This window comes from Burkholderia cenocepacia, assembly GCF_900446215.1.
GTDB classification, from domain to species: domain Bacteria; phylum Pseudomonadota; class Gammaproteobacteria; order Burkholderiales; family Burkholderiaceae; genus Burkholderia; species Burkholderia cenocepacia.
The window spans coordinates 467,241-488,454 of the sequence record NZ_UAQZ01000001.1 but is presented as its reverse complement, the minus strand read 5'-3'; the positions used below and the strand labels follow the sequence as shown (position 1 = coordinate 488,454).

Sequence of the window (21,214 nt, the reverse complement as noted above, 5' to 3'; positions counted from 1 at the left end):
GCCTGCCGGCGGCGGTTGAATTCGCCACACAAGAAAAAAGCGCCCCGCGGGGCGCTTTTTTCATGCCGTCACCGCATGCGAGCGGCGGCACGGCGTGGGCCGGCCGTCGAGCGCATCGGACAGGCGCGTCAGATTTCCTCGTACAGCGGCAGCGTCAGGAATTCGGTGAAGCCTTCCGACGTCGACATCTGCTCGAAGATCGCCGCGGCGCGTTCGTACGGCTGCGTGTTGCCGCCGACCGCGCGCTTCACGTTGTCGAGCTCGATCTTCGCGAATTCACGCACGAGTTCGGCCGTGACCTTGCGGCCGTCGTCGAGCACGCCCTTCGGCGAGCGGATCCACTGCCACACCTGCGAGCGGGAAATCTCGGCCGTCGCCGCATCTTCCATCAGGTTGTGGATCGGCACGCAGCCGTTGCCGTCGAGCCATGCGCCGAGGTAGTGAATCCCGACGTTGATGTTGTTGCGCAGGCCGGCTTCGGTGATCGGCGCTTCCGGCTGGAAGTCGAGCAGGTTCTTGCCTTCGACCTGCACGTCGTCGCGCTGCTTCGCGATCTGGTTCGGCTTGTCGCCGAGCACCTTGACGAACTCTTCCATCGCGATCGGCACGAGGCCCGGGTGCGCGACCCAGCCGCCGTCGTAGCCGTCGGTCGCGTCGCGCTGCTTGTCCGAGCGCACGCCGCCCATCGCCTTGTCGTTCGCTTCCGGATCGTTCTTGATCGGGATCAGCGCGCTCATCCCGCCGATCGCCGGCGCGTTGCGCTTGTGGCAGGTCTTCAGCAGCAGCAGCGCGTACGCCCGCATGAACGGCACCGTCATCGTGATCTTCGAGCGGTCGGCCAGGCAGAAGTCGCGGTCGTTCTTGAACTTCTTGATCGCCGAGAAGATGTAGTCCCAGCGGCCGGCGTTCAGGCCCGAGCTGTGTTCGCGCAGTTCGTACAGGATCTCGTCCATCTCGAACGCGGCGAGGATCGTCTCGATCAGCACCGTCGCGCGGATCGTGCCGCGCGGCACGCCGACCGCTTCCTGCGCGGCGACGAAGATGTCGTTCCACAGGCGCGCCTCGAGATGGCTTTCCATCTTCGGCAGGTAGAAGTACGGGCCCGACCCGCGCGCGAGCAGTTCCTTCGCGTTGTGGAACAGGAACAGCGCGAAATCGAAGATGCCGCCGGACACGCGCTGGCCGTCGACCGTCACGTGCTTTTCGTCGAGGTGCCAGCCGCGCGGACGCACGATCAGCGTCGCGACCTTGTCGTTCAGCTTGTACGACTTGCCGTTCTGTTCGAGCGAGATCGTGCGGCGGACCGCGTCCTTCAGGTTGATCTGGCCGTCGATCTGGTTCGTCCAGCTCGGCGCGTTCGAATCCTCGAAGTCCGTCATGTACGAATCGGCGCCCGAGTTCAGCGCGTTGATGATCATCTTGCGCTCGACGGGGCCCGTGATCTCGACCCGGCGGCATTGCAGGTCGGCCGGCAGCGGCGCGACCTTCCAGTCGCCTTCGCGAATCGCCTTCGTCTCGGCCAGGAAGTCGGGGCGCTCGCCTGCGTCGAGGCGTTTCGTCCGCTCGACGCGCGCCTGCAGCAGCGCCTGGCGGCGCGGCTCGAACGTGCGGTGCAGCGCCGCGACGAGTGCCAGCGCGTCGGGCGTCAGGATGGCTTCGTAACCCGGCTTGATTTCGCCGGTGATCGTCATGCCTTGCGGCAGCGTGATCGGGGTGCTCATGAGTCTCATCTCCTTGGTCGGTCAGTTGCGGTTTCGGTGAAGGGGGAAGGCGGCAGCTGCGAGCGTCATGCACCCGGGCCGGGGCGCGTGCGGTTCGCTGGTCTGCCGGACGGAGCCGGGGTGGCGAGGAAGGCGAGCAGGTCGGCCATGCCGGTGCCCGTGCCGTCGGGCGGCGCGCCGAGTTCCTCGGCGGGCGCGCCCGTGCGGTTGAGCCAGAACGTCGTGTAGCCGAACCAGGTGGCGCCGGCGACGTCCCACGCGTTCGACGACACGAACACGATGCCGCGCCGGTTCGCCCCGAACGCGGCGGTGCCGAGCGCGTAGGCGGCCGGGCTCGGCTTGTACGCGCGCACGGTGTCGGCCGACAGCACGCGATCGAACAGCCCGGACATGCCGGCGCTCTTGATCGCGATGTCGAGCATCTGCGGGGTGCCGTTGGACAGGATCGCGAGCGGCGGGCGCGGTTCGAGCGCGCGCAGCTTGCGCAACGCGGGCACCGTGTCGGGATAGGTCGACAGGCACGCGTATTCGTCCATCAAGCGCTTCTCGGCCGCGCTGTTCAGCGCGAGCCCGAGCCGGCGCGCGGCGAACCGCAGCGCATCGAGCGTGATGTCCCGGAACGGGCGGTAGCGGGCGCCGGCCGGATCGGCGAGCGTGCGCAACTGCGAGTATTCGATCTGCTTGCGTCGCCACAGCTGCGACAACCGTTCCCCGTGACCGGGAAACATCTGCTCTGCCGCGGCCAGCACGGCACGCACGTCGAACAACGTGCCGAAAGCGTCGAAGAGAATGGCGTCGGGAGAGGAGAGTGTCGTTGTGGCCGACATAGCCTTGCGCTCCAGTTTCAGAGGTCGGGTCGATTCTATTCGTGATCGAAGGTGCTAAAAAAGACGCTAATCATCACTTGATCTTTTACTTTTATATACCTAATCTTGAGCGGCTCACGCTATTTGAAGGGCGGCGATGCCGTCGCCGAGAGTCATGGACCGGTTCAAACAGATCGAAACGTTCGCCGCGGTCGCGGCGAAAGGCAGCCTGTCGGCGGCGGCGCATGCGGAAGGCGTCGCGCCGGCGATCATCGGGCGCCGCCTCGACGCGCTCGAGGAGCGGCTCGGCGTCAAGCTGCTGGTGCGCACGACGCGCAAGCTCACGCTGACGTTCGAGGGCTCGGCATTCCTCGAGGATTGCCAGCGCATCATCAACGACATGCAGAACGCGGAAGCGAGCGTGTCCGCCGGCGGCGTCAAGGCGAGCGGCCACCTGCGGATTTCCGCGCCGGCCGGCTTCGGCCGCCGGCACGTCGCGCCGCTCGTGCCCGAATTCAGCGTCGGGCACCCCGACGTGTCGGTCACGCTCGACCTGTCCGACCGGATGGTCGATCTCGTCAACGAAGGGTTCGATTGCGCGGTGCGGCTCGGCGAGCTGCCCGACTCGTCGCTGGTGTCGCTGAAGCTCGGCGAGAATCGCCGCGTGTGTGTCGCGTCTCCCGCATATCTCGCGCGGCGCGGCACGCCGGTCACGCTCGCGGAACTGGCGCGGCACAACTGCCTGGCCCTGGCGGCGAACGCGAACCAGCAGCGCGGCTGGGCGTTCCAGGAGGACGACAAGGTCGTGTCGATCCGCGTGAACGGCACGATGGAATGCTCGGACGGCGCGGTGCTGCACGAGTGGTGCCTCGCAGGCCATGGCCTCGCGTGGCGCTCGTGGTGGGAAGTCGGCGAGGACATCGCGGCCGGGCGGCTCGTCAGCGTGCTCGACGCGTTCGCCGCGCCGCCGATCGGCATCCACGCGGTGTTTCCGCAGCGCCGGCATCTGCCGCTGCGGGTGCGCCTGTTTCTCGATTACCTGAAGCACACGTACGAGCGGCCCGGCTATTGGGGCGAATAGGCGGGGGCGGCGCGCGCCCGCGTGTTTCCGATATGAGGGCGAACCCGCTGGCGGTGCGGCTGGCGCGATTTCGCACACTACAATCGTAAGAGGCATGCGCGTCGTGTCGCGGCCGGCTCGGCTGGAGCCGCGGCGCGCGGCGTGCGATTGACGAAGGAGGGCGCGATGTTCCGGCACATCCTCGTTCCAACCGACGGTTCCGAACTGTCGCAGAAGGCGATCGACGGTGCGATCGACCTGGCTCGTGCGGTCAGCGCGCGCGTGACGGCCTACGCGTGCCTGCCGCAATATCCGTACTCGCCGTTTTCGGAAGTGATCATCGAGCCGCCCGCCGATTTCCGCGCGCGCAGCGAGCGCGAGGCGCGTGCGCATCTCGACGAGGTGGAAGCGGCCGCGCAGGCGGCCGGGGTCGAGTGCGACACGTGGACGAGCGTGCACCCGTCGCCCTATCTCGGCATCATCGAGGCGGCCGAACGCGGGGGGTGCGACGTGATCTTCATGGCGTCCCACGGACGCCGCGGGCTCGGCAGCCTGTTGATCGGCAGCGAGACGCAGCGCGTGCTGACCCATACGAAAATTCCGGTGATCGTCTATCGGTAGGGCAGCGCCGGCCGTGGCCAGGCGGGCTGCACCGTAGAAAAAGGGCGCGCCGGACGAAGCCGGCGCGCATCGTTGCTGGCGGCCCGCAGGCCGCGCGGCCGGTCGCGCGATGGGTATCGCGCGCCTGCCGTCTCCTCCCTGATTGTTGTTCCGGTGGCCGATGCCGCGGCGTCGCGAGACGCGGCAGGCATCGGCGTCACGCCTGGGCGTGTTACGCGACCTTCTTGCCGTCGAAGAACTGTTCGTCCTCGGTCGACCCGTGCAGCGCGGTCGTCGACGCTTCGCGTTCGACCGTCTGCGTGACCGCGTCGAAGTAGCCCGTGCCGACCTCGCGCTGGTGCTTGACGGCCGTGAAGCCCTTGTCGGCGGCCGCGAACTCGGCCTGCTGCAGTTCGACGAATGCGCTCATCTGCGTGCGGGCATAGCTGTGCGCGAGGTTGAACATCGAGTAGTTCAGCGCATGGAAGCCGGCCAGCGTGATGAACTGGAACTTGTAGCCCATCGCGCCGAGCTCCTTCTGGAACTTCGCGATCGTCGCGTCGTCGAGGTTCTTCTTCCAGTTGAACGACGGCGAGCAGTTGTACGACAGCAGCTTGCCCGGGAACTGCTTGTGGATCGCTTCCGCGAACTTCTTCGCGTACTCGAGATCCGGCTTGCCGGTTTCGCACCAGATCAGGTCGGCGTACGGTGCGTACGCGAGGCCGCGCGAGATCGCCTGTTCGAGGCCCGGCTTCGTGCGGAAGAAGCCTTCGACCGTGCGCTCGCCGGTCAGGAACGGCTTGTCGTTGTCGTCGACGTCGGACGTGATCAGGTCGGCGGCTTCCGCGTCGGTGCGGGCCACCAGCACGGTTGGCGTACCCATCACGTCAGCCGCGAGACGCGCGGCCGACAGCTTCGCGACGGCTTCGCGCGTCGGCACGAGCACCTTGCCGCCCATGTGGCCGCACTTCTTCACCGACGCGAGCTGGTCCTCGAAGTGAACGCCCGACGCACCGGCCTCGATCATCGCCTTCATCAGTTCGAACGCGTTGAGCACGCCGCCGAAACCGGCTTCCGCATCGGCGACGATCGGCGCGAAGAAATCGACGTAGCCTTCGTCGCCCGGATTCTTGCCTTCCGACCACTGGATCTGGTCGGCGCGCGTGAGCGTGTTGTTGATGCGCTTGACGACGAGCGGCACCGAGTTCGCCGGGTACAGCGACTGGTCCGGGTACATTTCGCCCGCGACGTTCGCGTCGCCGGCGACTTGCCAGCCGGACAGGTAGATGGCCTTCAGGCCGGCCTTGACCTGCTGCATCGCCTGGTTGCCGGTCAGCGCGCCGAGTGCGTTGACGAACGGCTCGTTGTTGATGAGGTTCCACAGTTTTTCCGCGCCGCGCTTGGCCAGCGTGTGCTCGATCGGGATCGAGCCGCGCAGGCGGACCACGTCCTCGGCCAAGTAGCCGCGCTTGATGCCCTTCCAGCGCGGATCGGTTTCCCATTGCTGCTGCAGTTCCTGTGCCTGTTGCTGACGCGACATGATGAGCTCCTTGATGCGAGGTATGCGTGACGATCCGAATCCGACGGGGTGATGCTGTTCGCGAGGGAAGCGAGGCGTTCCGTTCCGCGAGGTCTTGTATAAGAGTCTAGGCAAATCGTCGGGAGCGAAACAGGGGCTATCGCGGGAAGTGTGGATTTTTTTAGTTGTTTTTAATCAATGGTTTGCTTGCGTCATTTCGAGATAAGAAATGCATTTTCCTATCCCGCAATCGCACGGGTTGTGCCGTGCAGCATGATTTTTTACGACACAAAAAAATTTCCCGTATCGTGAAATTTCGACAAGGCGAAAAAAAACCGGCGCGGATGCGCCGGTTGGCTGGATGGGCAGGGCGCCGATCCGCGGGGCGGCCGCAGGGCCGCCCGGGTGTGCTTACGATGCCGAATTGCTGCGGCGCGGGCCGCCGCTGCGCTGACCGTCGCGACGCGGGCCGCCGTCACGGCTGCCGCCCGGCTTGCCGCTCCAGCCGCCGCCATTGCCGCCGCCGTAGCTGCGGCCGTTGCCGTTGCCGCCATAACCGCCGCCCGGCTTGCCGCCGAAACGACGACCGCCGTTACCGCCGCCCGGACGGCCGCGGCCGCCGTTGCCGCCGTTACGCGGGGGCGCCTTGCGCGGCTCGAAACCTTCGATCACGTTGACCGGCAGCGGCGAGCGCACGAAGCGCTCGATGCGCTTGAGCGCGCCTTGCTCGGCGTGGTGCACGAGGCTCACCGCGATACCCGAACGGCCCGCGCGACCGGTACGGCCGATACGGTGCACGTAGTCTTCCGCGAACTTCGGCAGGTCGTAGTTGAACACGTGCGTGATGCCCGGGATGTCGATGCCGCGTGCCGCGACGTCGGTGGCCACCAGCACGCGCACGCGGCGCTCGCGCAGCGCACGGATCGTGCGGTTACGCGCGCCCTGCGGCAGGTCGCCGTGCAGCGCGGCCGATTCGAAACCTGCGTCGGCAAGACGGCCGGCGAGCTGGTCGGCATCGATCTTGGTCGCCGTGAAGATGATCGCCTGGTCGAGCGCGTCGTCGCGCAGCAGGTGATCGAGCAGGCGATCCTTGTGATCGCGGTCGTCGACGTAATGGACGGTCTGCGCGATGTTCGCGCGCGATTCCAGGCGCTGCTGGATCTCGATGCGCTCGGGGTCCTTCAGCAGGCGGCTCGTCAGCGAACCGATCTTGCCGTCGAGCGTGGCCGAGAACAGCATCGTCTGGCGCGTGTCCGGCGTGGCGTCGACGATCGTTTCGATGTCTTCGATGAAGCCCATGTCGAGCATGCGGTCGGCTTCGTCGAGCACGAGCATCTTCAGTTCGGACAGGTCGATGCGGCCGCGCTCGAGGTGATCGAGCAGGCGGCCCGGCGTGGCAACCAGGATTTCCGGGTTCTTCGCGAGCAGCATCAGCTGCTGGCCGTACGCGACGCCGCCGAGGATGCTGACCGTGCGCAGGCGCTTCAGGTGCTTGCCGTACGTCGAGGCGGCCGTCGTGACCTGCATCGCGAGTTCGCGGGTCGGCGTCAGCACGAGCAGGCCCGGGCGCGCGACGGGTTGCGGGCGGCGCGCGCGGCGGTCGCCCTGGTTCGGTTCACGCGGCGCGCGCGGTTGCTGCGCCTGCGTCTTCTGGAGCTGCGCGAAAGTTTCGATCGCGGGCAGCATGAATGCGGCGGTCTTGCCCGAACCGGTCGGGCTCGACACCAGCAGGTCGCGGCCGGCGATGCCGACCGGAATCGCGCGCTGCTGGACCGGCGTCGGCTTCACGTAGCCGGCGGCCTGCAGCGCGGAGACGATCTCCGGCGACAACCCGAGCGACGCGAAGCTCGGCTCGTCCGACGCCGGTTCGACCGCGGCCGGTGCGGCGGCGTCGTCGAGACCGAGCGCCTGGTCGGCGATCGCGTTGAGCGGGCTGGAGTTGATGCTCGAAGTCATAACAATCCTTGAAACACAGTGGGTGAAACGTCGGCGCCAATCGCGCATACCCAAGTCGTCGGATTCAGCGAGCAAATCGGGAAACGGGTGCAATCCGCCGAACCGTCGGCGGATGAGGCATTAGAAGCTGTTTTGGGTGCGGCGCGCTTCAGGAGCGGGGCCGCCAGCCTAGTTGACGACCGCAAGGGTCGAAGCAGGAGGGGACAGGTTCTAAACCGGATTGGAGCTTAACGCTACGAGGCGTCGGGCCGGAACGGCTTGCGAGCCGAGCGCGGGAGGTGACGCAGGCCGCATTATAAAGAAATTTGCTGCGCTGCGCCACTGATTTGATTGCCGATTGCGGCGGCGTCGATTCCGTCAGGACGCCGTGCCGTTTTTCAGCGATTCGACGAGTTCGATGTACTGCTGCTTCGCCGCATCCTGCGACGTGCCCTTCAGCGCTTCCCAGGCATCGTACTTGTATTTGCCGACGATGTCGGTGAAACCCGGCTTGTCGCCGTGCGCGTCGCCGTCGGTCGCCTGCTTGAAGAGCGCGTACAGGCGCAGCAGGGTCAGGTTGCCCGGCCGTTCCGTCAGTTGCTTGACGTCGATCTGGGCCTGGTCGAATTGGGCGGTGAGTTCGCTCATCGGGTGTCTCCGTAAGGGTTTCAGATCGGCCGATCTTAACAAGCGGACCGTCGCGCGGGGTCGAGCGATCCTTCCAAACCGCCGCCGGCGCCGCCCGTGCGCACAGATCGGGCCCGATCGCCCGTGGGAGCGGGGCGGCGCATTACAATGTCGGCCATGACGCAAACAGTGCTCCTCGCCATCGATACGTCGACCGAATACTGCTCGGTCGCGCTGCTGCGCTCGGCCCACGCCGATGACGCCGTTTCCACCCCGCAAACCTGGGTCCGTCACGAGCCGACGGGCGCCGTGTCGAGCACGCGCGTGCTGCCGGCGATCCAGGAACTCTTCGCCGAATCCGGGCTGACGCTCGCCGATTGCGACGCGATCGCGTTCGGCGCGGGCCCCGGCTCGTTCACCGGCCTGCGGACCGCGACGGGCATTACCCAGGGCCTCGCGTTCGGGGCCGGGCTGCCGGTCGTGCCGATCGGCACGCTGCTCGCGTGCGCCGAGCATGCGCGCCTGCGCACACCCGGCACGACCCGCGTGCTCGCCGCGCTCGACGCGCGGATGGATGAAGCGTACTGGGCGGATTTCGCGTGGGACGACAGCGTCGGCGACTGGCGCACGCTGCAGCCGGCGTCGCTCGACGCACCGGGCGCCGTCGGCGTACCCGACGTGCCGTTCACGCTCGCCGGCAATGCGGCTGCCGCGTTCGGCGCGCAGTTGCCGGCCGCCGCACGGGCGGCCGCGATCGACGGCGACGCGATGCCGCACGCACTGGCGGTCGCGCATGCGGCGCTGCGCGCGTTCCGTGCCGGACGTGCGGTGCCGGCCGACCAGGCCGCGCCCGAGTACGTGCGCGACAAGGTCGCGCAGACGACTGCCGAGCGCATCGCGGCACGGGCCGCGCAGACGGGCGGAGCGAAGGGATGACGGGCGTCCTGCTGAGCGACCGCTATCTGGCGCCGATGACGGACGCCGATCTCGACGAGGTCGTCGCGATCGAGCACGTCGCGTACGAGTTCCCGTGGAGCCGCGGCAACTTCGAGGATTCGTTGCGCAACGGCTATCTGGGCGTATGCCTGCGGCACGTGACGGGGTCGCTCGTCGGCTATTGCGTGCTGATGCCCGTGATCGACGAGATGCATCTGCTGAACCTGTGCGTCGCGCCGGCCGCGCAGCATGCGGGCGCGGGCCTCGCGCTGCTGCGCGAGGCCGTGCGCATTTCGCGCGCGGAGGGGCTCGATGGCGTGCTGCTCGAAGTGCGGCCGTCCAATCCGCGCGCGATTCATCTGTACGAGCGCTTCGGCTTCGTGACGATCGGCCGGCGCAAGAACTACTATCCGGCGAAGCATCGCAGCCGGGAGGACGCGATCGTGATGCGTCTGACGCTGAACAAGGACGAGGGGGACGCGCATGGCATGGGCTGAAGCGGCGCTCGAGGAACTGGGCCTCGCGCAGATCTGGGTGCGGCGCGGGCAGGGCGCGGATGAAGGCGCGGCAGCCGAAGCGCCTGCCGTCGCACCAACCGCGGCGGCCGACGACGGTTCGGCCGTCGCGGTCGAGCGGCCGGTGCGTGCAGCGCGTGCGCCGGTGCAGGGCGATGCGCCGACGGCGGTCCCGCGTGGCGCTGCCGAGGGCTTGCCGGCGCGCGAGTCGCGGGCGCCGGCGCACGGTGTCGTCGACGGCGATCGTCCGCGCGCGCAGGCTGCATCGCCCGCATCGACCGATACGATGCCGCCGACGGGCGATGCGCCGCCGGCGGCAGACGACGATTTCGCGTGGTTCGACGCGGCGCCGCCGGGCGAATCCGTGCCCGTGCCGGCCGCCGAATCGCGCCCCGCCGGCACACCGGTCGCCGCACTCGACTGGGATGCGCTGGCCGCGCGCGTGGCCGACTGCACGCTGTGCCGTCTGTGCGAGAAGCGGACCAACACCGTGTTCGGCGTCGGCGATCGCGAAGCGGACTGGATGCTGATCGGCGAAGCGCCGGGCGAGAACGAGGACAAGCAGGGCGAGCCGTTCGTCGGCCAGGCCGGCAAGCTGCTCGACAACATGCTGCAGTCGCTGTCGCTCAAGCGCGGCGACAACGTCTACATCGCGAACGTGATCAAGTGCCGGCCGCCCGGCAACCGCAACCCGGAGCCGGACGAAGTCGCGAGTTGCGAGCCGTATCTGCAGCGCCAGGTCGCGCTCGTGAAGCCGAAGCTGATCGTCGCGCTCGGCCGTTTCGCGGCGCAGACGCTGCTGAAGACGGACGCGAGCATCGCGTCGCTGCGCGGCCGCGTGCATGCGTACGAAGGCGTGCCGGTGATCGTCACTTACCACCCGGCCTATCTGTTGCGCAGCCTGCAAGACAAGTCGAAGGCGTGGGCCGACCTGTGCCTCGCGCGCAATACGTTCCGGCGTGCGGAAGGCGCCGACGCGAACGGCCCGGCCGGGCAATGACGAGCGACGCGGCGTTCGCATTCGTCGACACGCTGCATGACGTCGCGGTGCGCGATCTGGGCTGGCTGCTGGCCAGCCCGAGCCTGCTCACCGCGGTACCGGGCGCGCCGCTCGCGTGCCCATGGCCGGATGCGGCGGGCCAAGCGGCCGTCGAGGCGTGGCTCGCCGCGCTCGATGCGCAGCCGGGGCCGCTGCATCGCGCGCTCGACGGATTTCGGCCCACCCGGCTCGGCCGCTACGCCGAATGCCTGCTCGAGTACTTCCTGACGCACGGGCCGTCGCTGCGGCTCGTCGCGGCCAATCTGCCACTGCGCAGCAACGGCCGCACGCTCGGCGAAGTCGATTTTCTCGTCGATGCGCCGGACGGCCGGCGCCTGCACTGGGAACTCGCGGTGAAGTGCTATCTGTGCGCGCCGGTCCGCGACGGCGCGTCGCTCGCCGATTTCGTCGGCCCCAATCTCGTCGACCGGTTCGATCGCAAGCGCAGCCGGCTGCTCGACCATCAGTTGCGGCTCGGCGAACACGACGGCTTTGCCCGACTCGGCTACGGCGCGCCGTCCGATGCGCAGATGTTCATCAAGGGCTGGCTGTTCCATCCGCACGGTGCGCCGGTGCCCCCGGTGTCCGCCGAAATCGCGCCGGATCACCCGCGCGGTTTCTGGCTGACGCACGCGCAGTGGCCGGCGTGGGCGGCCGCGCAGCGGGACGGCGCGGCATGGAGCGTGTTGCCGAGACTAGCGTGGCTGGCGCCGCGGCGGGCTGCCGCCGACGCGGGTTTCGCGCCCGAGCCGCTGGCGAGCGCGCTGGCGTTGCCGCCCGTGCTGGCGACGCGCCAGGCGCCTGATCTGATCGCGGTCCATGAAAAGGGTAGTGACGGCACGTGGCGCGAGACGGCGCGCGGTTTCGTCGTGCCCGACGACTGGCCGGTGCGCGCGCAGGCGTTCGCGGCGCAGGATCACTGACCCCGCGTCAGCGGGCGCTCACCACCAGCGATGAAAGTGATGGACCGGGCCGACGCCGTGACCGACGTCGAGGTGCCCGCTCGCGGCAATTGCGCCGGTCAGGTAGGTCTTTGCTTCGCGTACCGCGCTTTCGAGGTCGGGCTGCTGCGGCAGCAGCGCGGCGATCGCCGACGACAGCGTGCAGCCGGTGCCGTGCGTATTGCTGACCGGTACGCGCGCGCCGTCGAGCCGCACGGTGCGCGTCGCTTCGACGAGCCAGTCGGGGCTCGCGGACGCGTCGGGCAGGTGGCCGCCCTTCATCAGCACCGCGCGGGCGCCCGTCTGCAGCAACGCGCGGCCTTGCCGCACCATCTCGTCTTCGGTGGTGGCGGGTGCGTCGTTCAGCAGCGCGGCCGCTTCGGGCAGGTTCGGCGTGACGACCGTCGCGAGCGGCAGCAGCGTGTCGCGCAGCGCGTCGACGGCATCGGGTGCGAGCAGCGCGTGCGCGCTTTTCGAGATCATCACCGTGTCGAGCACGACGAAGCGCGGCGCGTAACGGCGCAGCGCGTCGGCCACCGCCTGCACGATCGCCGCGTTGGCGAGCATCCCGATCTTGACCGCATCGATGCGGATGTCGCCGAACACCGCGTCGAGCTGCGCGGTCACGAAGGCGGCGTCCGGCGCATGCACGCCCGTCACGCCGCGCGTGTTCTGCGCGGTCAGCGCGGTGATCACGCTCGCGCCGTACGCGCCGAGCGCGGAGAACGTCTTCAGGTCGGCCTGAATGCCTGCGCCGCCGCCCGAATCGGAGCCGGCGATCGTCAGGATGTTGGGTATCGGGTGCGTCATGAGGGCAACGCGCCGGTTCGAGGCCCGGCGCCGGCAGACGGAAACGGACAGTGTAGCGTCAGTGCCGCGATTCGCCGATCAGCGCGACCGAGTCGAACTGACGCTGGTTCGCCTGGTGGCGGCGCATCACGAGCCACATCGTCAGGCACACGAACGTGCCGAACAGCACGATCACGACGCCGACCGGCACGTCGAGCCACACGAGCACCGCGTACAGGCACAGCATCACGAGCACCGACAGGTTCTCGTTGAAGTTCTGCACCGCGATCGAGTGGCCGGCCGACAGCAGCACGTGGCCGCGATGCTGCAGCAGCGCGTTCATCGGCACGACGAAGTAGCCGGACAGCGCGCCGACGCCGATCAGGAAGATGTAGGCGACGATCAGGTAGAACGGCAGGCGCAGATGGCCGAAGTGCACGGCCCAGTGCGACGGAAACAGGTCGCGCGTGTAGAACGCCATCAGCATCACCGCGATGCCCATGACGATGCCGACGGGCAGCACGGTCAGCGACTTCTTCAGCGGAATCCGGGCGGCCGCGGCGATCGCGCCGGCCGCGACGCCGACCGCGACCACGGCCTGCAGGATCGCGCCTTCGGACAGCGACATGTTGAGCGACACCTCGGCCCACTTCAGCACGATGAACTGCAGCGTCGCACCCGCGCCCCAGAACAGCGTGGTGACCGCCAGCGAAATCTGGCCGAGCTTGTCGCGCCAGAGCACCATGAAGCAGTCGGCGAAATCGGTGAGCAGCTTGACCGGGCCGCGTTCCTGCTTCGGGTAGCGGGCGCCGGTGTCGGGAATGCGCAGGTTGAACAGCGCGGCGACCACGTAGATGGCCATGATGATCGCCATCGCGGCTTCGGCCGGCGTGCCGATCCAGGCGGGCGTGTGCGCGATCACGTGCGACGCGATGTGCGGGCTGATCAGCGCGCCGCCGAGCACGGTGCCGAGGATGATCGAGCTGACGGTCGTGCCTTCGATCCAGCCGTTCGCGGCGACCAGCCGGTCGGCCGGCAGCAGCTCGGTGAGAATTCCGTATTTGGCGGGCGAGTAGGCCGCCGCGCCGAACCCGACGATCCCGTACGCGATCAGCGGGTGGGCGCCGAACAGCATGATCAGGCAGCCGATCACCTTGATCGAGTTGGTGATGAACATCACGCGGCCCTTCGGGCGCGAATCCGCGAAGGCACCGACATACGCCGCCAACACCACATACGACAACACGAAGAACAGCTTCAGCAGCGGTGTCATCCAGTTGGGGGCGTGGAGGTCTTTCAGCAGGGCGATGGCGGCGATGAGAAGCGCATTGTCGGCCAGCGACGAAAAAAACTGCGCGGCCATGATGGTGTAAAAACCTTTTTTCATCTGATGCGATGCTTTCGTCGCTGCGGCAGGGCCGCGTAGGCCGCCTGGTATGCGATCGGCTTATTCCGTTCGAAATGGGTTGTGCGCACGGCTTTATAACATGAAAATACGCGAATTCGGACTAGCAAGATTCCCCGATCGTTCCGCAAATTGTCGGCTTCGGTGCTCAAAAGGCGCGGTAAGCTGATGATTCGCAAGCGTCTTTACGTAAATTTCCCATGCCGCGCCCGATCTCCGCCACCATCCACACCGCCGCTCTCGCGAACAATCTCTCCGTCGTCCGCCGCTTTGCCGGCCCGTCCAAGGTCTGGGCGGTCGTCAAGGCCAACGCGTACGGCCACGGTCTCGCCCGCGTGTTTCCGGGCCTGCGCGGCACCGACGGCTTCGGCCTGCTCGACCTCGACGAGGCCGTGAAGCTGCGCGAGCTCGGCTGGGCCGGCCCGATCCTGCTGCTCGAAGGCTTCTTCCGCTCGACCGACATCGACGTGATCGACCGCTACAGCCTGACCACGACCGTCCACAACGACGAGCAGATGCGGATGCTGGAAACGGCGCGGCTGTCGAAGCCCGTCAACGTGCAGCTCAAGATGAACAGCGGGATGAACCGGCTCGGTTACGTGCCGGAGAAATACCGCGCCGCGTGGGAGCGCGCCCGCGCGTGCCCCGGCATCGGCCAGATCACGTTGATGACCCATTTTTCGGACGCGGACAACGAGCGCGGCGTCGCCGAGCAGCTCGCGACGTTCGAGCGCGGCGCGGAAAACATCGCCGGCGCGCGCAGCCTCGCGAATTCGGCGGCCGTGCTGTGGCATCCGGATACGCACTTCGACTGGGTGCGGCCGGGGATCGTCCTGTATGGCGCGTCGCCGTCCGGGCTGTCGTCCGATATCGCGGATACCGGGCTGAAGCCGGCGATGACGCTCGCGTCCGAGCTGATCGCGGTGCAGACGATCGCGAAGGGCCAGGCGATCGGCTATGGCTCGACGTTTTCCGCGCAGGCGCCGATGCGGATCGGCGTGGTCGCGTGCGGTTACGCGGACGGCTATCCGCGCGTTGCGCCGGAAGGCACGCCCGTGATCGTCGATGGCATCCGTACGCGGATCGTCGGTCGCGTGTCGATGGACATGATCACCGTCGACCTGACGCCGTGCCCGCAGGCCGGCGTCGGCGCGCGGGTCGAACTGTGGGGCAACGCGCTGCCGATCGACGACGTCGCGCGCCATTGCGGGACGATCGGCTACGAGCTGATGTGCGCGGTCGCCGGCCGCGTGCCGGTGCGAGCGGAATAAGGGCGTCGCGCGTGGCCAAACAGAAAACCGTTTACGTCTGCAGCGAGTGCGGCGGACAGACCCCGAAGTGGCAGGGGCAGTGCCCGTCGTGCCAGGCCTGGAACACCCTCGTCGAATCGGTCGCCGAGTCGCCGGCCGCCCATCGCTTCCAGTCGCTCGCGAAGCGGGCGCCGGTGCAGCGCCTCGCCGACATCGAGGCCGCCGACGTACCGCGCTTCTCCACCGGCATCGGCGAATTCGACCGCGTGCTGGGCGGCGGGCTGGTGCCGGGCGGCGTCGTGCTGATCGGCGGCGATCCGGGCATCGGCAAGTCGACGCTGCTGCTGCAGTCGCTCGCGGATATCGCGAGCGAGCGGCGCGCGCTGTATATCAGTGGCGAGGAATCGGCCGCGCAGATCGCATTGCGCGCGCAACGGCTCGCATTGCTCGACGGCGGCGCACCGGCGGCCGAACTGAAGCTGCTCGCCGAGATCCAGCTCGAGAAGATCCAGGCCGCGATCGATACGGAGCGGCCGGACGTGGCCGTCATCGACTCGATCCAGACCGTCTATTCGGACGCGCTCACGTCGGCGCCCGGCTCGGTCGCGCAGGTGCGCGAATGCGCGGCGCAGCTCACGCGCATCGCGAAACAGTCGGGCACCGCGATCATCATGGTCGGGCACGTGACGAAGGAGGGCAACCTGGCCGGCCCGCGCGTGCTCGAGCACATCGTCGACACGGTGCTGTACTTCGAAGGCGACACGCACTCGTCGTTCCGGCTCGTGCGCGCGTTCAAGAACCGCTTCGGCGCGGTCAACGAGCTCGGCGTGTTCGCGATGACCGAGCGCGGGCTGCGCGGCGTAGCCAACCCGTCCGCGCTGTTCCTGTCGCAGCACGAGCAGGTCGTACCCGGGTCGTGCGTGCTCGTCACGCAGGAAGGCACGCGCCCGCTGCTCGTCGAAATCCAGGCGCTGGTCGATACCGCGCACGTGCCGAACCCGCGCCGGCTCGCGGTCGGCCTCGAACAGAACCGGCTCGCGATGCTGCTCGCGGTGCTGCACCGCCACGCGGGCATCGCGGCCTTCGATCAGGATGTGTTCCTCAATGCGGTGGGCGGCGTGAAGATCACCGAGCCGGCCGCCGACCTCGCGGTGCTGCTCGCGATTCACTCGTCGATGCGCAACAAGGCGCTGCCGAAAGGGCTGATCGTGTTCGGCGAGGTGGGGCTGGCGGGCGAGATCCGGCCGTCCCCGCGCGGGCAGGAACGGCTGCGCGAAGCGGCGAAGCTCGGCTTCACGTCCGCGCTGATTCCGAAGGCGAATGCGCCGAAACAGCCGATCGAAGGGCTGAACGTGATGGCCGTCGAGCGGCTCGAGCAGGCGATCGACCGCGTGCGCGATCTTGAATGAGCGGCGCGGGCCCGCGCGCGGATCGTACATCGCCCGGCGATCTGTCGCGTAATTCGCTGTAAAGAATATGTAGGCTGCTGTAACCCGCCGGACATCGCTTTTCCCTATCCTTTGCCGGATTGTCGAACCGCGCAATGCGAAAGGAACCTATGTTGAAATCGTACGGGGAAGCGCCTGGCGGACGCCTTTACAACCTGCGCGGCTGCCGCGTGTCGGAGCCGATTCGCCAGCCGTGGGGCGGCGGATGCCGGATCGTCGAATGGATCGACGAAGAAGGGCGCCTGGCGCGCAAGGTCGTATCCGAGGATGTGACGGAAGCGGAAGTCGCCGCGGCGATCCGCCGGCCGATCAAAGGGCGCCGGCACCTGATGGGCGACGACGAGCAGATGCCGCGCGACACGCTGCCGCGCCGCTGAGCGGCTCGCGCGGCCGGCCGACGGGCCGGGCAACTACGTCAAACGCAATGAAAACGAGGCCGGGCCAGCGCGCCCGGCCTCATCGTTTCCGGATGCGGCGCGGCCGGGCGGATTCGTGGGGCGGTGACGCCCCGACGCGCTGCACCACCGATGAAGCGATCATCGGCTGATGGCGCGCCGGCGGCCGCGCTCAGCCGATCTGCTCGAGTTCTTCCTGCACGGCGAGCCAGTCCGCCTCGACCGTCTCGAGCCGGGTGTTGACCTCGCCGAGCTTGCGGATTGCCTCGGTCAGCTCCGTCTTGCGCGCGGCCTCGTAGCTGGCCGGATCGGCGACGAACGCATCGAGGCGCGCCTTCTCCGCGTGCAGCGTTTCCATTTCCTTTTCGAGCTTCGTGATGCGGTTCTGCAGCGGCTTCTTCAGCTGCGACAGCCGCTGGCGTTCCTCGGCCGCCTGGCGTTTCTGATCCTTGCGGTTGACGCCCGGATCGGCGCCCGCGGCGGCCGCGCTGTCGGCCTTGGCGGCCGCGCGCTGCTCGGCCGCGTGCTGCAGCAGCCAGTCGCGGTAGTCGTCGAGGTCGCCGTCGAACGGCTGCAGCCGGTGCTTCGCGACCAGCATGAACTGGTCGGTCGTCGCGCGCAGCAGGTGGCGATCGTGCGACACGAGGATCAGCGTGCCTTCGAACTGCGCGAGCGCCATCGTCAGCGCGTGGCGCGTTTCGAGGTCGAGGTGGTTCGTCGGTTCGTCGAGCAGCAGCAGGTTCGGCTTCTGCCAGATGATCAGCGCCAGCGCGAGGCGGGCTTTTTCGCCGCCCGAGAACGGCCCGACCGGGCTGGTCGCCATGTCGCCCGAGAAATTGAAGCCGCCGAGGAAGTCGCGCAATTCCTGCTCGCGCGTGTCGGGCGCGAGCCGCGCCAGATGCGCGAGCGGCGAGTCGTCCTCGCGCAGCGTTTCGAGCTGGTGCTGCGCGAAATAGCCGATCGTCAGCCCCTTGCCGTCGCGCACGCGCCCCGACAGCGGTGCGAGCGTGCCGGCCAGCGTCTTGATCAGCGTCGACTTGCCCTGGCCGTTCGCGCCCAACAGGCCGATGCGCTGGCCGTTCTGGATCGACAGCGCGACGCGCTCGACTATCGGGATGTCCGTTCCGTCGTCGGCATGGTAGCCGCAGCGGACGTCCTCCATCACCATCATCGGGTTCGGCGCGGCATCGGGCGTGCGGAATTCGAACGTGAACGGCGACGCGATGTGCGCGGGCGCGATCAGCTCCATCTTCTCGAGCGCCTTCATCCGGCTTTGCGCCTGCTTGGCCTTGGTCGCCTTGGCCTTGAAGCGGTCGACGAAGCTCTGCAGGTGCTCGATCGTCTTCTGCTGCTTTTCGTACGCGCTTTGCTGCAGCGCCAGTTGCTGCGCGCGCAGCACTTCGAACTGCGAGTAGTTGCCGCCGTAGCGCTTCACCTGGCGGTTTTCCAGATGCAGCGTGACGTTGCAGATCGAATCGAGGAATTCGCGGTCGTGTGAAATCACGACGAGCGTGCCGGGGTAGCGATGCAGCCAGTCTTCGAGCCAGACGATCGCGTCGAGGTCGAGGTGGTTCGTCGGTTCGTCGAGCAGCAGCAGGTCGGAGCGGCACATCAGCGCCTGCGCGAGGTTCAGCCGCATGCGCCAGCCGCCGGAGAAGCTCGCGACGGATTCGCGCGTCTGCGCGAGCGTGAAGCCGAGGCCGAGCAGCAGCGCTTCGGCGCGGGCCGGCGCGGTGTAGCCGTCGGCATCGGCGAACGCCGCGTGCGCGTCGGCTTCGGCGGCGCCGTCATGCGCGGCCGATGCGGCGGCGATGCGGGCCTCGATCTCGCGCAGCGCGGTATCGCCGTCGAGCGTGTAGTCGAGCGCCGAGCGGTCGACCGCGGGCGTTTCCTGCGACACGTGGGCGATCCGCCACGACGGCGGCATCGAGAAATCGCCGGCGTCCGAGTGCAGCTCGCCGCGCAGGACGGAAAACAGCGTCGACTTGCCGGCGCCGTTCGCGCCGATCAGGCCGGCTTTCTCGCCGGGATTGAGCACGAACGAGGTCGACTCGAACAGCGGCTTCGTGCCGCGCGCAAGGCTGAACTGATTGAAACGGATCACGGCGGAAATGGCTGGCCAAAACCGCTATTCTAGACCGCGCGCCGGTCGCGCCGGGCATCGGCCGTCCGGCGGATGCCGCAACGGCGCAATTTCGCCTAGACTCCACGTCGATCCGGTTTCGTAAAAGGAGTGCCCGATGTCCACCCTGTATTCGTTCAGCGCAGAGACGCTCGCCGGTGCGCCGGTATCGCTCGACGCGTATCGCGGCAAGGTGCTGCTGATCGTCAATACCGCGAGCGAGTGCGGTTTCACGCCGCAGTACGCGGGTCTGCAGAAGCTGTACGACCTGTACGCGGCGCGCGGTTTCTTCGTGCTCGGCTTTCCGTGCAACCAGTTCGGCAAGCAGGAGCCGGGGGACGCCGCGCAGATCGGCGCGTTCTGCGAACGCAACTACGGCGTCACGTTTCCGATGTTCGCGAAGATCGACGTGAAGGGCGACCATGCGCATCCGCTGTATCGTTATCTGACCGACGCGGCGCCCGGCATTCTCGGCCTCAAGGCGATCAAGTGGAATTTCACGAAATTCCTGATCGACCGCGAAGGGCGGATCGTCAAGCGCTACGCGCCGTCCACCAAGCCCGACGAAATCGCCGCGGACATCGACAAGCTGCTGTGACGGCGCGGGGCGTGCGCCGCGCCGGTGCGGATCGTGCGGGGGCGGCTCGCGCTGGCCGTCAAAGGATCGGCGCGAACAGCCGCGCGACGTGTATCGCGATGCGCCGCCAGGCGGGCGAGTGCCGGTATTCGTCCGCATCGACCTCGTAGGCCTGCGCGAAGTCGGCATCGAGCATCGCCTCCACTTCGTGGGCGAACGCGCGGTCGACGGTCATGACCATGACCTCGAAATTGAGGCGGAACGAGCGGTTGTCGAGATTCGCGCTGCCGATCGCCGCCGCGATGCGGTCGATCAGCACGACTTTCTGGTGCAGGAAGCCGGGCCGGTAGCGGAACACCTTCACGCCGGCATCGACGAGATCGCGCGCGTAGAGCTTCGACGCCTCGAACACGACGTAGTGATCGCGCCGGCTCGGGATCAGGATGCGCACGTCGACGCCGCGCATCACGGCGAGCTTCAGCGCGGAAACCACGGCTTCGTCCGGAACCAGGTACGGGGTGGTGATCCAGACCCGCTCGCGGGCGGCATTGATCGATTCGACGAAGAACAGCGAGCCGGTTTCCTGCTTGTCGGCCGGTCCCATCGGCACCGCGAGGCAGTGCATGCCGTCGCCGGGCTGCGCAGGCGGCGGTAGCGCGATGGGCGGCAGCTTCTGCGTCGCCCAGTGCCAGTCTTCGGCGAACACGTACTGGATGCTCGCCACCACGGGGCCGCGTATCTCGATGTGGGTGTCGCGCCATGGCGACAGGCGCGGCTTCGCGCCGAGATATTCGACGCCGACGTTGTGGCCGCCGACGAACGCGCGATTGCCGTCGACGACGACGATCTTGCGATGGTTGCGGAAGTTCAGCTGGAAGCGGTTGACGAATTTCCGGTTGGTCGCGAACGGATGGACCTCGACGCCGCCCCGGCGCAATGCGTCGACGTAGCTGTGCGGCAGGTCGAAGCTGCCGATGCTGTCGTACAGCAGGCAGCAGCGCACGCCGGCCGCCGCGCGAGCAAGCAGCGCATCGCGCATCATCCGGCCGAGCGCATCGTCGCGCACGATGAAGAACTGGACGAGCACGTAGTCGCGCGCGGCGTCGATCGCCGACAGGATGGCGGAGAACGTCGCGTCGCCGTTCACGAGCGTGCGCACCGAATTGCCCCCGAGGAACGGCATGCCGCCGAGCCGCGTGAGCGCGAGTACGGCAGCTTGGCCGAGTGCGTCGGCGGCGGGCCCGTCGGTCGCGTCGGTGGTGCGCCACGGCGAGCGCGGTGTGTGCGTGCGCAACATTTCCAGCTCGTGGCGCCGGGCGTCGACGTAGCCGGAGAATTTGCTGCGGCCGAGGAACAGGTACGGGACGAGCGTCAGGTACGGCATGGCCGTGAGCGAGACGGCCCACGCGATCGCGCCTTGCGACGTACGCGTGTTCATGATTGCGTGGCACGCCGCGACGATCCCGAGCACGTGGACGGTCAGGATCAGGGTGCCGAGATGTAGCCAGTCGAGGGTCATGGGCGCGTAA

At 67.9% G+C, this 21,214-nt stretch carries 19 protein-coding genes; 10 read left to right on the top strand and 9 right to left on the bottom strand.

Annotated elements, in window-relative coordinates; all coding sequences use genetic code 11:
• Positions 1 to 128: 128 nt before the first annotated feature.
• Together aceB and DTA15_RS02240 are read right to left on the bottom strand one after the other, a co-directional pair.
• Positions 129 to 1,721, bottom strand: coding sequence for a malate synthase A (gene aceB / locus DTA15_RS02245; protein ID WP_006481940.1), 1,593 nt, complete (start codon positions 1,719 to 1,721; stop codon positions 129 to 131).
• 65 nt (positions 1,722 to 1,786) lie between these two features.
• Entirely contained in the window at positions 1,787 to 2,548 is a 762-nt protein-coding gene (locus tag DTA15_RS02240) for a haloacid dehalogenase type II (protein WP_006481945.1), read from the bottom strand.
• Positions 2,549 to 2,702: 154 nt separating this feature from the next.
• On the opposite strand from DTA15_RS02240, the gene DTA15_RS02235 reads away from it, so the two are divergent.
• Complete coding sequence (locus tag DTA15_RS02235) at positions 2,703 to 3,608, top strand: LysR family transcriptional regulator (RefSeq protein WP_006481938.1); 906 nt, start codon at positions 2,703 to 2,705, stop codon at positions 3,606 to 3,608.
• Between the two features lie 165 nt (positions 3,609 to 3,773).
• Positions 3,774 to 4,208, top strand: a complete 435-nt coding sequence (locus DTA15_RS02230) for a universal stress protein (protein ID WP_006481942.1) — start codon at positions 3,774 to 3,776, stop codon at positions 4,206 to 4,208.
• Positions 4,209 to 4,419: 211 nt separating this feature from the next.
• On the opposite strand, the gene aceA is transcribed toward DTA15_RS02230, so the two are convergent.
• From aceA to DTA15_RS02215, 3 genes are all read right to left on the bottom strand, one after another.
• Positions 4,420 to 5,727: an isocitrate lyase gene (aceA, locus tag DTA15_RS02225; protein ID WP_006481952.1), complete on the bottom strand. Its 1,308-nt coding sequence runs from the start codon at positions 5,725 to 5,727 to the stop codon at positions 4,420 to 4,422.
• A gap of 390 nt (positions 5,728 to 6,117) precedes the next feature.
• Positions 6,118 to 7,662 carry a DEAD/DEAH box helicase gene (locus DTA15_RS02220; protein ID WP_006491421.1) on the bottom strand — a complete coding sequence of 515 codons (1,545 nt, stop codon included), beginning with the start codon at positions 7,660 to 7,662 and terminating at the stop codon, positions 6,118 to 6,120.
• 357 nt (positions 7,663 to 8,019) lie between these two features.
• Positions 8,020 to 8,289: an acyl-CoA-binding protein gene (locus tag DTA15_RS02215; protein ID WP_006478462.1), complete on the bottom strand. Its 270-nt coding sequence runs from the start codon at positions 8,287 to 8,289 to the stop codon at positions 8,020 to 8,022.
• A gap of 147 nt (positions 8,290 to 8,436) precedes the next feature.
• Here DTA15_RS02215 and tsaB point away from each other — a divergent pair, with 147 nt between their 5' ends.
• From tsaB to DTA15_RS02195, 4 genes are read left to right on the top strand one after another with little or no spacing between them, the layout of a single operon-like run.
• The gene (gene tsaB / locus DTA15_RS02210) at positions 8,437 to 9,204 is read left to right on the top strand and encodes a tRNA (adenosine(37)-N6)-threonylcarbamoyltransferase complex dimerization subunit type 1 TsaB (RefSeq protein WP_006486168.1); all 768 of its coding nucleotides are present in this window, start codon (positions 8,437 to 8,439) and stop codon (positions 9,202 to 9,204) included.
• A complete protein-coding gene (gene rimI, locus DTA15_RS02205) occupies positions 9,201 to 9,701 on the top strand; it encodes a ribosomal protein S18-alanine N-acetyltransferase (RefSeq protein ID WP_006486170.1) in 501 nt (166 codons plus the stop codon). Before tsaB ends, rimI begins: the two co-directional genes overlap by 4 nt.
• The gene (locus DTA15_RS02200; protein ID WP_012492692.1) at positions 9,688 to 10,719 is read left to right on the top strand and encodes a uracil-DNA glycosylase; all 1,032 of its coding nucleotides are present in this window, start codon (positions 9,688 to 9,690) and stop codon (positions 10,717 to 10,719) included. Before rimI ends, DTA15_RS02200 begins: the two co-directional genes overlap by 14 nt.
• Complete coding sequence (locus tag DTA15_RS02195) at positions 10,716 to 11,681, top strand: DUF1853 family protein (RefSeq protein WP_006493369.1); 966 nt, start codon at positions 10,716 to 10,718, stop codon at positions 11,679 to 11,681. The genes DTA15_RS02200 and DTA15_RS02195 overlap by 4 nt, the downstream gene beginning before the upstream one ends.
• An 18-nt stretch (positions 11,682 to 11,699) precedes the next feature.
• Here the strand turns inward: DTA15_RS02195 and thiD are convergent, their stop codons facing one another.
• Together thiD and lplT are read right to left on the bottom strand one after the other, a co-directional pair.
• Complete coding sequence (thiD, locus tag DTA15_RS02190) at positions 11,700 to 12,509, bottom strand: bifunctional hydroxymethylpyrimidine kinase/phosphomethylpyrimidine kinase (RefSeq protein WP_006488249.1); 810 nt, start codon at positions 12,507 to 12,509, stop codon at positions 11,700 to 11,702.
• Between the two features lie 58 nt (positions 12,510 to 12,567).
• Positions 12,568 to 13,875 carry a lysophospholipid transporter LplT gene (lplT, locus tag DTA15_RS02185; RefSeq protein WP_006488251.1) on the bottom strand — a complete coding sequence of 436 codons (1,308 nt, stop codon included), beginning with the start codon at positions 13,873 to 13,875 and terminating at the stop codon, positions 12,568 to 12,570.
• Between the two features lie 218 nt (positions 13,876 to 14,093).
• Between lplT and alr the strand changes: the two genes are divergently transcribed.
• The 3 genes from alr to DTA15_RS02170 all read left to right on the top strand — a co-directional run bounded on the left by alr (position 14,094) and on the right by DTA15_RS02170 (position 16,968).
• Positions 14,094 to 15,164, top strand: coding sequence for an alanine racemase (alr, locus tag DTA15_RS02180; RefSeq protein ID WP_006488243.1), 1,071 nt, complete (start codon positions 14,094 to 14,096; stop codon positions 15,162 to 15,164).
• An 11-nt stretch (positions 15,165 to 15,175) separates the two neighbouring features.
• Entirely contained in the window at positions 15,176 to 16,552 is a 1,377-nt protein-coding gene (radA, locus tag DTA15_RS02175) for a DNA repair protein RadA (protein WP_006488230.1), read from the top strand.
• A gap of 149 nt (positions 16,553 to 16,701) precedes the next feature.
• Positions 16,702 to 16,968 carry a DUF2866 domain-containing protein gene (locus DTA15_RS02170; RefSeq protein WP_006488228.1) on the top strand — a complete coding sequence of 89 codons (267 nt, stop codon included), beginning with the start codon at positions 16,702 to 16,704 and terminating at the stop codon, positions 16,966 to 16,968.
• Between the two features lie 190 nt (positions 16,969 to 17,158).
• Here DTA15_RS02170 and DTA15_RS02165 read toward each other — a convergent pair whose 3' ends face one another.
• Entirely contained in the window at positions 17,159 to 19,090 is a 1,932-nt protein-coding gene (locus tag DTA15_RS02165) for an ATP-binding cassette domain-containing protein (protein ID WP_006488237.1), read from the bottom strand.
• A 136-nt stretch (positions 19,091 to 19,226) separates the two neighbouring features.
• Between DTA15_RS02165 and DTA15_RS02160 the strand changes: the two genes are divergently transcribed.
• A complete protein-coding gene (locus tag DTA15_RS02160) occupies positions 19,227 to 19,706 on the top strand; it encodes a glutathione peroxidase (protein ID WP_006488245.1) in 480 nt (159 codons plus the stop codon).
• A gap of 58 nt (positions 19,707 to 19,764) precedes the next feature.
• Here DTA15_RS02160 and cls read toward each other — a convergent pair whose 3' ends face one another.
• On the bottom strand, positions 19,765 to 21,204 hold the full coding sequence (cls, locus tag DTA15_RS02155; protein ID WP_006488239.1) for a cardiolipin synthase: 1,440 nt from the start codon (positions 21,202 to 21,204) through the stop codon (positions 19,765 to 19,767).
• Positions 21,205 to 21,214 lie beyond the last annotated feature (10 nt).

Coding starts and splice junctions, on each gene's coding strand:
- aceB (WP_006481940.1), bottom strand. CDS start 1,721: ATGAGCACCCCGATCACGCTGCCGCAAGGCATGACGATCACCGGCGAA.
- DTA15_RS02240 (WP_006481945.1), bottom strand. CDS start 2,548: ATGTCGGCCACAACGACACTCTCCTCTCCCGACGCCATTCTCTTCGAC.
- DTA15_RS02235 (WP_006481938.1), top strand. CDS start 2,703: ATGGACCGGTTCAAACAGATCGAAACGTTCGCCGCGGTCGCGGCGAAA.
- DTA15_RS02230 (WP_006481942.1), top strand. CDS start 3,774: ATGTTCCGGCACATCCTCGTTCCAACCGACGGTTCCGAACTGTCGCAG.
- aceA (WP_006481952.1), bottom strand. CDS start 5,727: ATGTCGCGTCAGCAACAGGCACAGGAACTGCAGCAGCAATGGGAAACC.
- DTA15_RS02220 (WP_006491421.1), bottom strand. CDS start 7,662: ATGACTTCGAGCATCAACTCCAGCCCGCTCAACGCGATCGCCGACCAG.
- DTA15_RS02215 (WP_006478462.1), bottom strand. CDS start 8,289: ATGAGCGAACTCACCGCCCAATTCGACCAGGCCCAGATCGACGTCAAG.
- tsaB (WP_006486168.1), top strand. CDS start 8,437: ATGTCGGCCATGACGCAAACAGTGCTCCTCGCCATCGATACGTCGACC.
- rimI (WP_006486170.1), top strand. CDS start 9,201: ATGACGGGCGTCCTGCTGAGCGACCGCTATCTGGCGCCGATGACGGAC.
- DTA15_RS02200 (WP_012492692.1), top strand. CDS start 9,688: ATGGCATGGGCTGAAGCGGCGCTCGAGGAACTGGGCCTCGCGCAGATC.
- DTA15_RS02195 (WP_006493369.1), top strand. CDS start 10,716: ATGACGAGCGACGCGGCGTTCGCATTCGTCGACACGCTGCATGACGTC.
- thiD (WP_006488249.1), bottom strand. CDS start 12,509: ATGACGCACCCGATACCCAACATCCTGACGATCGCCGGCTCCGATTCG.
- lplT (WP_006488251.1), bottom strand. CDS start 13,875: ATGAAAAAAGGTTTTTACACCATCATGGCCGCGCAGTTTTTTTCGTCG.
- alr (WP_006488243.1), top strand. CDS start 14,094: ATGCCGCGCCCGATCTCCGCCACCATCCACACCGCCGCTCTCGCGAAC.
- DTA15_RS02170 (WP_006488228.1), top strand. CDS start 16,702: ATGTTGAAATCGTACGGGGAAGCGCCTGGCGGACGCCTTTACAACCTG.
- DTA15_RS02160 (WP_006488245.1), top strand. CDS start 19,227: ATGTCCACCCTGTATTCGTTCAGCGCAGAGACGCTCGCCGGTGCGCCG.
- cls (WP_006488239.1), bottom strand. CDS start 21,204: ATGACCCTCGACTGGCTACATCTCGGCACCCTGATCCTGACCGTCCAC.